Consider the following 16,077-nt stretch of genomic DNA (forward strand, 5'->3'; position numbering starts at 1 on the left):
ACCGCTATGATGCGTGTCTTCGGAGTGTAGCGCAGCCCGGTAGCGCACCTGGTTTGGGACCAGGGGGTCCAAGGTTCGAATCCTTGTACTCCGACCAGCATTGAGAGAAAAGCCGACAGCGAAAGTTGTCGGCTTTTTTCGTTAACGTTCACCGTTCACCGACCATGAAAAAAGCGCCTCGTCGAACAAGTTTCGACCGGGCGCCTTTTTATTGGTTCAGCCGAGGCGTTTCGCTGCGATGGCGTTACCTGCGCGGCTCGCGCCTTTTCTCCCCAGCTGCTGCGAGATGAACTGGCCGGCGTCGACCACCTGGTCGAGGTCGATCCCGGTGTCGATACCGAGGCCGTGCAGCAAATACAGCACGTCTTCGGTCGCCACGTTCCCGGTCGCGCCCTTGGCATACGGGCAGCCGCCCAGGCCCGACACCGACGAATGGAAAATCTGCACGCCCACCTCCAGACTGGCATAGATGTTCGCCAGCGCCTGGCCGTAGGTATCGTGGAAGTGGCCTGATAACTGCTGCAGCGGGAATTCGCGCGCCGCTGCCAGCATCACTTCCTGGGTCTTGCGCGCGGTCGCCACGCCGATCGTGTCGGCGATGTCGATCTCGTCGCAACCGAGGTCGCGCATGCGCCGCACCACGTCGGCCACGGCGTCTAACGGCACCTCACCCTGGTAGGGGCAGCCAAAGGCCGTGCTGATGCTGCCGCGCAGGCGCAGGCCATTCGCCTTGGCCGCCCTGGCAACCGGTTCGAAGCGCGCGATCGATTCGGCGATCGAACAGTTGATGTTCTTTTGCGAGAACGCTTCCGAGGCCGAACCGAAGATCACGACTTCGTCGGCACGGCTTGCCAGCGCCGCCTCGAACCCCTGCATGTTCGGCGTCAGGGCCGAATAGATCGTTCCCGGCAGGCGGGTGATTCCCGCCATGACTTCCGCGCTGGTGGCCATCTGCGGCACCCATTTCGGCGACACGAACGACGCCGCCTCGACATTCGTAAAACCCGCGCGTGAAAGACGGTCGACCAGCTCGATTTTCACCGCGGCGCTGATGGTGTCCTTTTCGTTCTGCAGGCCGTCGCGCGGACCGACTTCGACGACTTTGACCTTCTGCGGCAGGCTGGCTTGGCTGTTCATTTCAGTATCCCAGGTTGCGGTCGACGACATCGTCCACCGGGTATCCCGCCTCGAAGGCGGCGATTTTAAGCGCGATCTGGCGCACGGCGTCAGCGCGCACGGTCAGTGCGGAGATGTGCGGCGTGATCGTGATGCGCGGCTCGTCCCAGAACGGGTGCGGCGCCGGCAGCGGTTCGTTGCGAAACACGTCGAGCGTGGCGCCGGCGATGTGCCCGGCGCGGATCAAGGCCAGCAAGTCCGGTTCCGCGACCTGCGCACCGCGCGCGACGTTGATGAGATAGGCGCCTTTCGGCAAGGTCGACATGCGCCGCCGGTCGAGCAGGTTGTTGGTGTCGAGGGTGAGCGGCAGCAGCGACACCAGCACGCGCGTGCCGCTCAAAAACGCGTCCAACGACTCCATGCCGGCGAAGCAGTCGACGCTCGGCACCTCTTTCGGCGTGCGGCTCCAGCCGCGCACCGGAAAGCCGAACCCACGCATGGTCTCGGCCACACGCAGTCCGAGTTTGCCGAGCCCCATCACGCCGATCGTAAACGCTTGCTTCTCATACTCAGGCAAGGGCGCCCACAGGCCATGGCGCGCCTGCTCCTCGTACTCGTCGAAGCGGCGAAAGTAACGCAGCGTCGCGTAGGCCACATACTCCGCCATCTGCACCGCCATGCCGGCGTCGCCCAGGCGCACGATCGGCACGGCCGGCAGTGCGTCGCCGAATTTTAAAATGGCATCGACCCCCGCGCCCATCAGGAAGATCGCCTTGACGTCTGCCAGTTGCGATAGCAGGCCCGGCGCCGGATTCCACACCAGGGCGTAGTCGCACGGGACGAGCGTTTCGCCCTCCTGCCAGCCGAGCGTCTCCACACCCGGCAGCGCGCGCGCCAGGTCCTCGGCCCATTGGCCGATCTGGCCATCACCCCGGTACAGCAGGACGCGCATCATGCCGCCTTGAAAGCCAGCAGCGGCGCGCCGTCCGCCACCTGGTCGCCGACCGCGTACAGCACCTCTTCCACCAAGCCGTCGCCTGGTGCCGCGATCGTGTGCTCCATCTTCATCGCTTCCATGATGACGAGCGGGTCGCCCTTTTTCACTTCCTGACCAGCTTCGACCATCACGGCGACGACTTTACCGGGCATCGGCGCAGTGAGGCGTCCACCGGCGGCTTCCGCCTCGCCGGCATGCGCCATCGGGTCGTTGTAAGCCAGGGCAAAATGTTCGCCATTGGTGAAGACGTGGAACAAAGCGCCGTCGCGGCGCACGGTCCCGTGCATCGATTGTTCGCCGAGGCGGACCGACAGCGTCCCGCCCTGGTGACCGCTGACGCTCAAAGCCTGCTTGAGGCCATCGACCTCGAGTTCCCAGCCCTGCGCGTGATACACGACGCCGATCCTGTATGCGCCGCCTTCCAGGCCGGCCGCGTAGTCGTCAGCGAACGACAGCTGACGGCGGTAGTCGCCATTCAGGCGCCAGCCTTGCGCCTGGCCCCACGGATCAAAGGCGTTCGCCGAGGCGCCGGCCGATTGTCCCTTTTCCGCTTCGATCAGGGCAACGGCAGCCAGCGCCAGCGCACCGGCAGGCGCCGCTTTCGAGGGCGGGAACAGCGTCGCGCCATTTCTCTCGATCAGGCCCGTATCCAGGTCGGCCGTGGCGAAGGCCTCGCCTTCGACCAGGCGTTTAAGGAATGCGATATTCGTGGCCAGGCCCACGATCTGGAACTCGCTCAGGGCTTGCGACAGGCGCGCCAGCGCTTGCGTGCGGTCCACGCCCCAGACGATCAGTTTGGCGATCATCGGATCGTAGAACGGAGAAATCGCATCGCCCTCGCGCACGCCCGAATCGATGCGCACGGCGGCCGGCTCCACGCCCGCGACGCCGCCGAGTTCGAAATTCACGGCGAACGGCGTATCCATGTGGCGCAGCGTGCCGATCGACGGCAAAAAACCCTTCTCGGGATTCTCAGCATAGATGCGCGCCTCGATCGCGTGGCCGTGGATCGCCAATTCACTCTGCTTTTTCGGCAGCGCTTCGCCAAAGGCCACGCGCAGCTGCCACTCGACCAGGTCGGTCCCGGTGATCATCTCGGTCACCGGATGCTCGACCTGCAGGCGGGTGTTCATCTCCATGAAGTAGAACGAACCGTCCTGGTTGGCGATGAATTCGACGGTACCTGCGCCGACGTAGCCGACGGCACGCGCCGCGGCAACCGCCGCTTCGCCCATCGCCGCACGGCGATCGAGCGGCATGCCGGGGGCCGGCGCTTCTTCCATCACCTTCTGGTGGCGGCGCTGCACCGAGCAGTCGCGCTCGTGCAGGTAAACGCAGTTGCCCAATGTATCGGCAAACACCTGGATCTCGATGTGGCGCGGACGGGTCAGGTATTTTTCGACCAGCACCTTGTCGTCGCCGAACGAACTGATCGCTTCACGCTTGCAGGAAGCCAGCGCGGCGACGAAATCTTCGCTGCGCTCGACCACGCGCATGCCCTTGCCGCCGCCGCCGGCGCTGGCTTTCAGCAGCACCGGATAACCGATGGCGTCGGCCTGCCGGCGCAGGAATTCGGGGTCCTGGTTCTCGCCATGGTAGCCCGGCACCAGGGGGACGTTGGCTCCCTCCATCAACTGTTTCGCGGCCGACTTCGAACCCATCGCGCGCATCGAGGAGCCGGGCGGGCCGATGAATACCAGGCCCGCCTTGTCGCAGGCTTCGGCGAACTCCGCGTTCTCGGACAGGAAGCCGTAGCCCGGGTGGATCGCCTGGGCGCCGGTGGCCTTTGCCACTTCGATGATTTTCTCGGCGCGCAGATAGCTTTCCTTGGCGGCGGCCGGTCCGATCCAGACCGCCTCATCGCAGACCGCAACGTGCTTCGAGCCTGCGTCCGCGTCCGAATACACGGCGACGGTGCGGATACCCATGCGGCGCGCGGTGGCGGCGACACGGCAGGCGATTTCGCCACGGTTGGCGATGAGGATTTTGTTGAACATGCGTTAGTCTCGCTATATATTTTTCGTAGTAATCGAAGGAGAAAGGCTTAGCAGCCGCAGGCTTCCTTCGGCGCCGACTCCAGCGTGGCCGAACGGGTTTTGAGGCCCAGTTTCGCCAGCAGCGTGCGGTCGTCTTCGGCTTCCGGATTGCCCGTTGTGAGCAGCTTGTCGCCGTAGAAAATCGAATTCGCGCCGGCCATGAAGCACATCGCCTGCACCGCTTCGCCGAGCTGGCGCCGGCCGGCCGACAGGCGCACGCGCGCTTCGGGCATCGTGATGCGCGCCACGGCGATGGTGCGCACGAATTCGAGCGGATCGAGCGGGGCCAAGCCGTGCAGCGGCGTGCCTTCGACTTGCACCAGGTGGTTCACCGGCACCGATTCCGGATAGGGATTCAGGTTCGCCAGCTGCGCCAGCAGGCCTGCGCGCTGCTCGCGCGTTTCTCCCATGCCGACGATGCCGCCGCAGCAGACCTTCAATCCTGCCTGGCGCACGCGCCCCAGCGTATCGAGGCGGTCCTGGTATTCGCGGGTCGAGATGACGTTGTTATAGAAATCGGGCGCGGTGTCGATGTTGTGATTATAAAAATCCAGGCCCGCTTTTTTCAGCTGCTCGGCTTGTCCCTCTTCGAGCATGCCTAGCGTGGCGCAGGTTTCCATGCCCAGCGCTTTTACTTCGCGCACCATCTCTTCGACCTTCGCCATGTCGCGCTCTTTCGGGCTGCGCCAGGCGGCGCCCATGCAAAAGCGCGTGGCGCCGCTGGCCTTGGCCTGGCGCGCGGCATCGAGCACGGTGTCGATGTCGAGGATTTTCTTCGCTTCCACGCCGGTGTCGTAACGCGCCGCCTGCGGGCAGTAGCTGCAGTCTTCCTCGCAGCCGCCGGTTTTAATCGACAGCAGGGTTGCCAGTTCGACGTCGCCGTCGGGGAAGTGGGTGCGGTGCGCGCTTTGAGCGCGGAACATCAGCTCGTTGAAAGGCAGGTCGAACAGCGCCAGTACGTCGGCCAGTGGCCAGGTGGCGTCAAGGCGTTCGGCGATGGCGACAGGACGGTGGAGGGCGACGGTGTGGGGAGCATTCATGATAAATCCTTCAGTTGGTGCCGATTCCGCGGGACGGCCATCCCGGCAGTCCCGCGAGATCGATGAATCGGGCCGCGTTGGCGGCTGTAGCTTGTTCGAGGCGCGGCACGATTCCCAGCATCGGGGCCGGGATGCGTGCGGCGAGCGCCTGCAGGTTCTCGTCAAAAAAGGGCATCTCAGGATCCACCGTATTGGCGACCCAGCCGGCCAGCACCAGATTGCGCGCGACGATGGCTTCCACCGTCAGCAATGCGTGGCTGATGCAGCCCAGGCGCATGCCGACGACCAGGATCACCGGCAGATTGAGTTGCGTTGCCAGCTCGGCGCTGTCAAAACTGTCGGAAAACGGTACGCAAAAGCCGCCCACGCCTTCGACCACGACGGCATCGGACGCCGCCAGGATTTCGGCGTAGGCCGCGATGATCGGTACCGGTTCGATACTGACGCCTTCGATGCTGGCCGCGATATGCGGAGCGCAGGCTGCGCGCAGCAGGTAGGGGGTCGTGATGCTGCGCGGCAGGTGGACATTGCCGGCGCTCGCTAACATGTCGGCGTCTTCGTTATGCAGTTCGCCGTCACGCATCTCGGCGCCGGCGGCGACCGGCTTCATGCCGCAGGCGCGCTGGCCGCTCTCGACCAGGTTGTGCAGGATGGCGCTCGAGACCAGGGTCTTGCCGATCTCGGTGTCGGTGCCGGTGACAAAGCAGCAAAAGCGCAGTGGAATACCTTCGGCCAGCAGTGCTTCTCCCGGCGCGCTGACCGGTTCCTGGTCCAGCTCCGGCAGCACGGGGGGAGGCGGCGGGGCGGTCTCGACCTCCGGTTCCTGCGGATCGTTCAGGTTATTTATCACATGGCCTCCAGTTCGTTGAGTGCCGTCGCCAGTTGGGCGACTTCGTCATGGGTATGCGCCGCCGACAGAGTGACGCGCAGGCGCGCCGTCCCTTGAGGCACGGTCGGCGGGCGGATCGCCGGCACCCACAGGCCGCGTCCATGCAGCGCCGCGGCGATGCGCAGCGCCTCGTCATTCGGGCCGATGAGAATCGGCTGGATCGGCGTGTGCGAGACGACGCGCTGCCAGCGCTGCAGGCGCAGTTCCGTGTCCAGCTGCGCAATGAGCAGTTCCAGGTGGCTGCGCAGGGCCGCGCCTTCGTCGCCCGTGATGATGTCGAGACTGGTCAACAAGGCATGCGCCAGCGCCGGCGGCGCGGCCGTCGTGTAGATGTAGGGGCGGGCGCGCTGGATCATCAATTCGATCACGCTGGCGTGGGCGGCGATGAAGGCGCCGCTGACACCGGCTGCTTTGCCGAGCGTGCCGACATACACGATGTTCGGTGAGCGCAAGCCGAAATGTTCCAGGGCGCCGCGTCCCTGGGCGCCGAGCACGCCGAAGCCGTGGGCATCGTCGACAACTAGCCAGGCGCCGTGGCGTTCGCACAGGGTCAGCAGTTGCGGCAGAGGCGCCAGGTTGCCGTCCATGCTGAAGACGGCATCGGTGACGACGATCTTGGTGGGGGCGCTGCTCGCGCCCAGCAGTGCATCGAGCGCCGCTACATCACCGTGCGGGTAGACCGTCACATGTGCTTTCGCCAGGCGCGCGCCGTCGATCAGCGAGGCGTGGTTCAGCGCCTCGGAGAAGATGACCGCGTCACTGTCCGCGCCGAGCGCGGTCAGCACGGCGAGATTGGCCATGTAGCCGGTACTTAAATACAGCGCGCGCGCGTCCTCGATATGGGGCGCGGCGAATTCGGCCAGGCGTTCTTCCAAGATGGCGTGGGCGCGGCTATGGCCGCTGATCAGGTGCGAGGCACCGCTGCCGGCGCCGTACAGCTGGGCGCCGGCGCGCAGCGCATCGACCACGCGCGGATGCGCGGCCAGGCCCAGGTAATCGTTGCTGCAAAAGGCCAGCATGGCGCGCCCGTCGACCACCAGCAGCGGCGTGCAGCGCGTATCGGCGACACGGCGGCGCCGGATGAGGCTTGCCTCGTCCAGGGCGGCCAGCTGGCGGTTGACGCTGTCGATCAGGTCCATGCTCATGTTGCCATCACGGAGTCGAACACGGATTTAACGCGCACACCGAGCAAGTCGATTTCTTCCTCGTCCAGCACATACGGCGGCATCACATACACGGTGCGGCCGATCGGGCGCAGCAGCAGTTCGTTGTCGATGGCGCTAGTAAAAAAGCGCCGTGCGAAGCTCGACGCCCGCTCGGCATCCGGCTCGATCGCATCGAACGCGAAGATCATGCCGCGCTGGCGGAAGTGGCGCACGCGCGCGTGCCCGGCCAGCGGCGCCATCGCAATCGTGAGTTTCGTCGCCAGCGCGCGATTGCGGTTCAACACGTCGTCGTCGCGGAAAATCTGCAAGGTCGCCAAGGCCGCGCGGCAGGCCAGCGCGTTACCCGTGTACGAGTGCGAATGCAGAAAGCCGCGCCTGATGTCTTCGCTGTAGAACGACTGATAAATGGCGTCGGTAGTGAGCACCAGCGACAGCGGCAGATAGCCGCCGCTGATGCCTTTCGACAGACACAGGAAATCCGGCCAGATCGCGGCCTGCTCGCAGGCGAAGAAGGTGCCGGTGCGCCCACACCCGACCGCGATCTCGTCGGCGATCAGGTGCACGTGGTGGCGGTCGCACAGTTCGCGCAGCAGTTCCAGGTAGAGCGGATCGTGCATCGCCATGCCGGTCGCGCACTGCACCAGCGGCTCGACAATGATCGCCGCAATCTTGTTGCCGCGCTCTTCGAACAGCCGTTCCACATCTTGTATGGCACGGCGCGCCACGTCCTGGTCGGACTCGCCTTCCATCGCGTTGCGCGCATCGGGCGAAGCCACCACGTGGGATGCGCGCAAGAGCGGGCCGTAAGCGTCCTTGAACAGCGGGACATCGGTCACCGACAAGGCGCCGATGGTCTCGCCGTGATAGCTGCCCTGCAGGCAGACGAATTCCTGCTTGTCGCTGAAACCCGCATTGCGCCACGCGTGAAAACTCATCTTCATCGCGATCTCGACCGCCGAGGCGCCGTCGGACGCATAGAAGGCGTGGCCGAGCGCGTGCCCGGTCAGCGCGGCCAGCTGCTCCGACAGTTCAATCACCGGCTCGTGGGTGAAACCGGCCAGCATCGCGTGTTCCAGCGTGTCGAGCTGGTCCTTCAAGGCCGCATTGATGCGCGGATTCGCATGGCCGAACAGGTTCACCCACCAGGAGCTGATGGCGTCGAGATAGCGCCGCTCTTCGTGGTCGTACAGCCAGGCTCCCTTGGCCCGGGCGACCGCGATCAGTGGCACCTGTTCGTGGTGCTGCATCTGCGTGCAGGGGTGCCACACGCTGCGCAGGCTGCGTGCGATCCAGTCGGACGATGTCTGGTGCTTCACAATGAATCCCGTTGCTTGTCTAGTTCAGCCACGCCGGCTTGCGTTTCTCGAGGAAGGATGCCACGCCTTCGCGTCCTTCGCTCGATGCCCGGATCGCGGCGATGCGCTCGGCGGTATCGAGCAGGAGGGCATCGCCCACCGGCTGGCCGACGACGTCGCGCACCAGCTTTTTCGCTTCGAGCACGGCGTTCGGGCTGTTCGAGACCAGTGCTTTCACCAGTCCCGCCACCGTGGTGTCGAGTGCGTCAGGCGCCACCACTTCGTGCGCAAAGCCGATCCGCAGCGCCGCCGCCGTGTCGAACCGCTCGGCCGTCAAAAAATAGCGGCGCGCGGCCTGCTCGCCCATCGCCTTGATCACATACGGAGAAATGGTCGCCGGGATCAGCCCCAATTTGACTTCCGAAAGGCAGAAGTTTACTCCTTCCGCGGCGACAACGATGTCGCAGGCAGCGACCAGGCCCATGCCGCCGGCATAGCAGTCGCCCTGCACCTTGGCCACCGTCGGCTTCGGGCACAGGTAAATCGTGCGCAGCATGTCGGCCAGGCGAGAAGCGTCGGCGCGGTTCTCGTCATGCGAGTAGCCGGCCATTTTCTTCATCCAGTTCAAATCGGCGCCGGCGCAGAAGGCCGGGCCGTTCGCCGCCAGCACGACCGCGCGCACCAGTTCATTGCGGCCGAGTTCATCGAAGGCCAGCGCCAGTTCGGCGATCGCGCTTTCATTGAACGCGTTGCGCAGCTCCGGGCGGTTCAGGGTGACGGTGGCGACCTTGTCGGCCACCGTGATGGTGAGGGTCTCGTAGTTCATGTTCACGCCTTACATCCGGAAGACGCCGAACTTCGTCTCTTCGATCGGCGCGTTCAATGCCGCCGACAGGCCCAGCCCCAGCACCATGCGCGTGTCGGCCGGATCGATGACGCCGTCATCCCACAGGCGCGCACTGGCGTAATACGGGTGGCCCTGGTGTTCATATTGTTCCTTGATCGGCTGCTTGAACGCGGCTTCCTCTTCGCCACTCCACTGTCCGCCTTTACCCTCGATGCCGTCGCGTTTGACTGTCGCCAGCACCGACGCCGCCTGGTCGCCGCCCATCACGGAAATGCGCGCGTTCGGCCACATCCACAAGAAGCGCGGAGAAAACGCGCGGCCGCACATGCCGTAGTTGCCGGCGCCAAAACTGCCGCCGATGATGACCGTGAATTTTGGTACCGCGGCCGTGGCGACGGCCGTCACCATCTTGGCGCCATTCCGGGCGATGCCCTCGTTTTCATATTTTCTACCGACCATGAAGCCGGTGATGTTCTGCAGGAACACGAGCGGGATCTTGCGCTGGCAGCACAGTTCAATAAAATGCGTCCCTTTTAAAGCCGACTCCGAGAACAGGATGCCATTGTTCGCGATGATGCCGACTTTCACGCCGTAGATGTGGGCGAAGCCGCACACCAGCGTGGTGCCGTATCGCGCCTTGAATTCGTCGAATTCGCTGCCGTCGACCACGCGCGCGATGACTTCGCGCACATCGAAGGGCTTGCGCGTATCGACGGGAATCACGCCGTACAACTCTTGCGGAGAATAGGCCGGTTCTGTCGACGCGCGCGTTGCACCCTGCACCAGCTTGGTGCGGTTCAGGTTCGAGACAATCGTGCGCGCCAGCGACAGCGCGTGTAAATCGTTCTGCGCCAGATGGTCGACCACGCCCGAGAGCCGGGTGTGGACGTCGCCGCCACCCAGGTCTTCGGCGGTGACGACTTCACCGGTCGCCGCTTTGACCAAAGGCGGGCCGCCCAGGAAAATGGTGCCTTGTTCCTTGACGATGATCGACTCGTCGCTCATCGCGGGTACATACGCGCCGCCGGCGGTGCAGGACCCCATGACGACGGCGATCTGCGGAATGCCCTTGGCGGACAGGTTGGCCTGGTTAAAGAAAATGCGTCCGAAATGGTCGCGGTCCGGGAACACGTCGTCCTGGTTCGGCAGGTTGGCACCGCCCGAGTCGACCAGGTAAATGCAGGGCAAATTGTTTTGCTCGGCGATTTCCTGGGCGCGCAGGTGTTTTTTGACCGTCATCGGATAATAGGTGCCGCCCTTGACGGTGGCATCGTTACAGACGATCACGCACTCCTGGCCGGCGACGCGGCCAATGCCCGTGATGATGCCGGCGGCAGGCGCTGCGCCGTCGTACATGTCGTAGGCGGCAAGCTGGGAGAACTCGAGGAAGGGGGTACCGGGATCGAGCAGCATCTGCACGCGGTCGCGCGGCAGCAGTTTGCCGCGCGCGACGTGTTTCGCGCTGGCTGCTTCGCCGCCGCCCTTGGCAATCGCCGCCACTTTCGACCGTAAATCGTCGACGATGACCTGCATGGCCGCGACATTGGCTTTGAAATCGTCGCCGCGTGGGTTGAGTTTGCTCTCGATATGGGGCATGCCGTCCTCTGTTTTAATCTGTTCTTACTTGGGAAATGTGCCGTCCAGGTAGAACCAGCGCGGCGTGCCGCCCAGGTCCGGATCGGGTTCGCGCAGGAAGCGGCTGGTCTCGTGCAGCCGGTGCGCGCACCCACCCACCTTGAAGCGCGCGACGAATTCAACGGTGTCACACTCTGGATGATCCGGCAATTCTGCTTTACGTTGACGTAAACGTAAAGCAGATTTTATCTCGAGGCCGAGCCAGCGCAGGTGCTCGTCCGGGTCGACGATGGCGTCGACGGGCCGCGTGCTGGCATGCCAGGTCGCGCGCAGGTAGGTGTCATTGCGCTGGGTGTAGGCCGTGTAGCGTGAGCGCATCAGCGCTTCGGCCGTGGGCGGCAGGGCGTCGCCGGCAATGAAGGGGCCGCAGCAGGTGGCAAACGAGGCCCCGCCGCAGGGGCAGGTCTTGGGCGAATTGGTCGGTGTGGACATGCGGCGATTATCCGCGATTTTCAGGCAGACCGACGCTGGCGGACTGGCTACAGGAACTAGCCCTGCCTAAATTGTTTGCAGCGACACCGTCAAGGTGCTGCCCGCGCCCGGCCCTTCGCTGTGCGCCGTCACCGTTCCGCCGTGCAGCCCCACAACGTTTTTCACCAGCGCCAGGCCGATCCCGAGCCCGCCTTGTGAACGGTCCGGCGTGCGTTCGGCCTGGGTGAACAGGTCGAATACGTGCGGCAACAAATTCTTGTCGATGCCGATGCCGTTGTCCTGCACGCGGATGTGCACGCTTTTCGCATCGCGCTCGACCGCCAGCAGGATGCGTCCGCCGCGCGGTGTGTATTTCGCCGCATTGTTCAACAGATTGGCCACGACCTGCACCAGCCGGTTCGGGTCACCCGCGACCTGGGTGTCAGCGGGATCCTGTTCGATTGTCAAGACATGTTCGCGCGCCTCGATCAGGGGCCGCGCTTGCTCGACGGCGCTGCGGATGGTGGCGCGCATATCGACCACGACGTTTTCCAGTTGAATCAGGCCGCGCGTGACGCGCGAGATGTCGAGCAGGTCGTCGATCAGCGAGGTCATGTGTTTTACTTGCCGGCTGATGACTTCGCTCGAACGGCGCACCCGTTCCTCGCTGGCGATGCCGATTTTCAGCAGCTCGGCGGCGGAGGCGATCGGCGCCAGCGGGTTGCGCAGTTCATGCGCCAGCATCGCAAGGAACTCGTCCTTGCGGCGGTCCTGCTCTTTCAAGGAACTGTACAGGCGGGCATTTTCAAAACCGTTCGCGGCAATCGAGGCCAGCTGCACCAATATCGCCTCGTCCTGCTCGGTAAAATCGCCCTCGAACTTGTCCGATGCCTGGATCAGGCCGATATTCCTGCCCTTGCGGTCGACCAGCGGCACGGCGAGCCAGCCGCGCATGGCCGGATGCTGCGCTGCGTGGTCGCCGAAACCTTTCCAGGCCGGATGGGCTTCCAGCTCCGCCTGGGTCAGGCGCATGACCTGGTTGGTACGGCATACCTCGGCGTAGATGCCGGAGCCATCGGTTTTTGTCGCATAGCTCCGGAAGGCCGCGTATTTCTCGGACATCGACACGGCATTGATCGCCTGCGCCCAGTTTTCTCCTTCGGTCAGGGAGACGACTGCCTGATGCACCTCGAGAATATTGCGCACTTCCTCGACCAATCCTGCCGCGATGTCATCGCTCGACAGGGCGCTGCCGAGGGTACGCGAAGCCTGCGCCACTTTGACCAGCAGGGCCGAATGGCGCCGTTCGTGCTCGAGACGCTCGGCCAGTTCGGTTTGCGCCATCACCTTCTCGTGAATGTCGGTATTCGCGCCGACCCACTCGCGCACGGCGCCGTGGGCGTCGACCAGAGGAATGCCTTTGACAGCGGTCCAGCGGTACATGCCGTCGATCCGGCGCAGGCGGTATTCGGTCTCGAAGACCGATTGGCTCGCGACGCACGCAATCCAGACAGACCGGGTTTTTTCGCGGTCATCCGGATGCAGGGCGTCAAGCCAGCCGAAGTCCTTCCACTCGTCGTAAGACTGGCCGGTAAAGGCGCGCCATGACGGCGAATCGTCAAGCACGCGGCCGTCAGGCGTATTCGTCCAGATAATCTGCGAGGTCGCCATGACGAGCGAGCGGAAGCGTTCTTCGCGCTCGCGCAGCGCCGTTTCGGCCGCCACCTGATCGGTGATGTCCTCGTGCATCAGCATCACTTCGACGGTGCGCCCGGCACCATCCTTGATCGGGTGCGCACGCGCGGTGACCCAGCGCGGCCGGCCGCTGGTCCCCAGCTCGCCGACGTCGTAGTAGATGGCCGGAATTTCCACCGATTCCCCGTCCAGTGCCCGCGCCAGATAGGCGGCCACGCCGCTGGTGACCAGTTGCGGGTCTTGCAGCAGGCAGTAGTCAGTGCTGAGGACGAAGGCGTGCAGCGGCGTACCGGCACGGATGTGCCACAGGTCTTGCCATGCCTGGTTCACGCGCAGCGTGTAGCCCCCGGGCCCGAGGATCTGGATGCTGGTCGGCGCCTGCTCGAACAATTCCTGGAACCGTCTCTCGGAACTGGCGCGGCGGTCGAGGCCTGATGGGGCGGGTGTTGGGTCGAGCGACATGGGGTCCGGAGGCGAGCGTAAAAGGGTTGCGCGCGGCATGATGTCATAGTTTTACGTGGTCCGCTCGACTATCACACCTTGCCCGGGCCATCTTGTCAATGCAGCTGGAATTCCTCGGTCGACACAAACAAATCCCAGCACGCGAGGAACAGCGCCGCGATGACCGGACCGATCACGAAACCGTTCAAGCCGAACAGGGCCATGCCGCCAATCGTCGAGAGCAGTACCAGGTAGTCCGGCATCTTCGTATCCTTGCCCACCAGAAGCGGACGCAGCACGTTATCGACCAGGCCAATAACGATCACGCCGAAGGCGATCAGGACCACGCCCTGCCAGATCGCACCCGTGACGAGGAAATAAATGGCGACGGGCGCCCAGACGATGGCTGCGCCGACGGCCGGCAGCAGCGACAGGAAGGCCATCACCACGGCCCACAGCAGCGGTCCCTCGACCCCGAGGAACCAGAAAATCAGTCCACCGAGCGCCCCTTGCGCCATGGCGACCAGCACATTGCCCTTGACGGTGGCGCGGATCACGGTCGTGAAGTTGTTGAACAGGCGCTGCTTGTATTTGCTGCCGAGCGGGAAAGCATGCTTGATGCGGGTGGCCAGCGACTGGCCATCGCGCAGCAGGAAGAACAATAAATACAGCATCACGAACAGGCCGACCAGGAAGTCGAAGGTTTTGCTGCCGATCGCGATGGCCTGGCGCGCCACCGTCTGGCTGACCTGGGCAGCGCCTTCCGACAGTTTTTGCTGCAAGGACGCAAGGTCGGTCAGCTCGAAGCGTTCCAGCAGGTTCACCATCCACTGGGGCAGCGCTTTCATGATGCTCAGGAAATAGGCACCAAAATTGATTTGCCCCGAATTGATCATCTCGTACACCGCGGCCGCCTGCTTCACCAGCGAGGCCGTGATCAGGGACAGCGGCAGGATCACCATCACGATGATCAACAGCAGCGTGATCAGGGCGGCGAGCGTCGGCTTGTGCTTCGTTTCGCGCAGTATGCGGCGGTGGAGCGAGGAAAACAGGATGGCCAGCACCACGCCCCAGAAGATGGCGCCGGAATACGGCAGCAGGATGTAGATGAAGGCCAGGGTGACCAGGGCCAGGAGGAGCAGGAAGAATTTTTGCTGCAGGTTGTACTGGATCATGATGCCGATGCTCTTTTTATAATCTTGTGCTCATGATAGTGCATTCGGGGCGCGCCCATGCGCCGCCCTCGCCTCAGCGCTGCAGCGCCAGCATGTCCAGCGCAAACGGCGGCGCTTTCTCCAGCATCAGGTCGGCCAGCACGCGTGCGGTGCCGGCGGCAAAGGTAAAACCGAGCGGGCCGTGGCCGACGTTCAGCCACAGGTTCGACAGGCGCGTGGCGCCGATGATCGGCGCGCTGTTCGGCGTGGCCGGGCGCAGGCCGGCCCAGGCGGACAGGCGTCCGTAGTCGGCCGCGTGCGGCATGGTTTCCTGTACTTGCCGCGTCAGGCTGTCGATGCGCTTCGGATCGAGTTGCACGTCTTCGCCGACGATGTCGACCATCGCCGCCACGCGCAGCTTGTCGCCGATGCGCGCATACAGCACCTTGCGCTCGAAGTCGGTCACGCTGATCTCGGGCGCGGTGTCCCCTGGCCGGATCGGCGCCGTCAGGCTGTAACCCTTCAAAGGGTAGAGCGGCAGCCTGATGCCGACATGCGCGGCGAGATTGCGGCTTTCGATGCCGGCCGCCAGCACGAAGGCGTCGCCGCCGATCGCGCCGACACTCGTATCCAGACCCACGACTTTGCCGCCGGTCGCCGCGATGCGCGTCACGTCGGCCTGGACAAACCCGTTAAACCGCGGGTGCAGGCGCACGCGCTCAGCGAGCGCCACGCAAAAGGCGTGGCAATCGGCCACTGCTTCGCCGTTGTTGTAGATGCCGCCTGCAAGCTGCACGCGGGCCGCGGCCAGCGCGGGTTCGCGCGTTGCGCATTCGGCGCCGCTCCAGATCTCGCCGGCCGTGGCCTTGCCGGCCGCTTGCTCGAACAGCTTCGACGACCGGTACACCACGAGTTTGCCGGCATCGCGCCAGGCGAAATCGTCGGGCGAGACGATGTTTTCCAGCCCCTTCATGCTTGACCGGGACAACTCTCCCAGTTCCAGCAATTTTGCCGTAGTGCGGCGGTTGGCAGACGCGGTGCACTGGCCGAGGAAGCTGGCCAGCCAGGTCCACTGGCGCAGGTCGAGTTCGGGTTTGAAACGCAGCGGGCCGTGTTCCTGGAACAGCCATGCAATGGCCTTCAAGGGCACGCCGGCGTCGGCCAGCGGAGAGACATAGCGGTAGCTCAGCTGGCCGCCATTGCCGTAACTGGCGCCGCTGGCCACTTCCGGCGCACGCTCGACGACGGTCACGCCAAAGCCGGCCTCGAGCAGCCACCAGGCCGAAGTCAGACCCACCACGCCGCCACCGATGACGATTACTTGCTGCATCCCGCTACACCGTTATTTACTGACA

General features: G+C 64.3%; 13 protein-coding genes and 1 tRNA gene. 1 reads left to right on the forward strand and 13 read right to left on the reverse strand.

Annotated elements, in window-relative coordinates; all coding sequences use genetic code 11:
- Window positions 1–20: 20 nt before the first annotated feature.
- A tRNA-Pro gene (locus ACHAC9_RS15625) sits at window positions 21–97 on the forward strand.
- 119 nt (window positions 98–216) lie between these two features.
- Here ACHAC9_RS15625 and ACHAC9_RS15630 read toward each other — a convergent pair.
- From ACHAC9_RS15630 to ACHAC9_RS15690, 13 genes are all read right to left on the reverse strand, one after another.
- Complete coding sequence (locus ACHAC9_RS15630) at window positions 217–1,137, reverse strand: hydroxymethylglutaryl-CoA lyase (protein ID WP_435760987.1); 921 nt, start codon at window positions 1,135–1,137, stop codon at window positions 217–219.
- Window position 1,138: 1 nt separating this feature from the next.
- On the reverse strand, window positions 1,139–2,068 hold the full coding sequence (locus ACHAC9_RS15635; RefSeq protein WP_435761286.1) for a 2-hydroxyacid dehydrogenase: 930 nt from the start codon (window positions 2,066–2,068) through the stop codon (window positions 1,139–1,141).
- On the reverse strand, window positions 2,068–4,110 hold the full coding sequence (locus tag ACHAC9_RS15640) for an acetyl/propionyl/methylcrotonyl-CoA carboxylase subunit alpha (protein ID WP_435760988.1): 2,043 nt from the start codon (window positions 4,108–4,110) through the stop codon (window positions 2,068–2,070). Before ACHAC9_RS15640 ends, ACHAC9_RS15635 begins: the two co-directional genes overlap by 1 nt.
- 47 nt (window positions 4,111–4,157) lie before the next feature.
- Window positions 4,158–5,189: a biotin synthase BioB gene (gene bioB, locus ACHAC9_RS15645; RefSeq protein WP_435760989.1), complete on the reverse strand. Its 1,032-nt coding sequence runs from the start codon at window positions 5,187–5,189 to the stop codon at window positions 4,158–4,160.
- 10 nt (window positions 5,190–5,199) lie between these two features.
- Window positions 5,200–5,973, reverse strand: coding sequence for a dethiobiotin synthase (bioD, locus tag ACHAC9_RS15650; protein ID WP_435761288.1), 774 nt, complete (start codon window positions 5,971–5,973; stop codon window positions 5,200–5,202).
- Window positions 5,974–6,035: 62 nt separating this feature from the next.
- Window positions 6,036–7,217: an 8-amino-7-oxononanoate synthase gene (bioF, locus tag ACHAC9_RS15655; RefSeq protein ID WP_435760990.1), complete on the reverse strand. Its 1,182-nt coding sequence runs from the start codon at window positions 7,215–7,217 to the stop codon at window positions 6,036–6,038.
- 2 nt (window positions 7,218–7,219) lie between these two features.
- Window positions 7,220–8,560: an adenosylmethionine--8-amino-7-oxononanoate transaminase gene (locus tag ACHAC9_RS15660; protein ID WP_435760991.1), complete on the reverse strand. Its 1,341-nt coding sequence runs from the start codon at window positions 8,558–8,560 to the stop codon at window positions 7,220–7,222.
- 19 nt (window positions 8,561–8,579) lie between these two features.
- Entirely contained in the window at window positions 8,580–9,365 is a 786-nt protein-coding gene (locus ACHAC9_RS15665) for an enoyl-CoA hydratase/isomerase family protein (RefSeq protein ID WP_435760992.1), read from the reverse strand.
- 9 nt (window positions 9,366–9,374) lie between these two features.
- On the reverse strand, window positions 9,375–10,982 hold the full coding sequence (locus tag ACHAC9_RS15670; protein WP_435760993.1) for a carboxyl transferase domain-containing protein: 1,608 nt from the start codon (window positions 10,980–10,982) through the stop codon (window positions 9,375–9,377).
- Window positions 10,983–11,006: 24 nt separating this feature from the next.
- A complete protein-coding gene (locus ACHAC9_RS15675) occupies window positions 11,007–11,453 on the reverse strand; it encodes a YchJ family protein (protein ID WP_435760994.1) in 447 nt (148 codons plus the stop codon).
- Between the two features lie 66 nt (window positions 11,454–11,519).
- Complete coding sequence (locus tag ACHAC9_RS15680; RefSeq protein WP_435760995.1) at window positions 11,520–13,589, reverse strand: sensor histidine kinase; 2,070 nt, start codon at window positions 13,587–13,589, stop codon at window positions 11,520–11,522.
- A 95-nt stretch (window positions 13,590–13,684) separates the two neighbouring features.
- Window positions 13,685–14,743, reverse strand: a complete 1,059-nt coding sequence (locus ACHAC9_RS15685; RefSeq protein ID WP_435760996.1) for an AI-2E family transporter — start codon at window positions 14,741–14,743, stop codon at window positions 13,685–13,687.
- Between the two features lie 73 nt (window positions 14,744–14,816).
- Window positions 14,817–16,052 carry a D-amino acid dehydrogenase gene (locus tag ACHAC9_RS15690; protein WP_435760997.1) on the reverse strand — a complete coding sequence of 412 codons (1,236 nt, stop codon included), beginning with the start codon at window positions 16,050–16,052 and terminating at the stop codon, window positions 14,817–14,819.
- Window positions 16,053–16,077 lie beyond the last annotated feature (25 nt).

It is taken from the genome of Massilia sp. CMS3.1, from assembly GCF_051262535.1.
Lineage (GTDB): Bacteria > Pseudomonadota > Gammaproteobacteria > Burkholderiales > Burkholderiaceae_D > Telluria.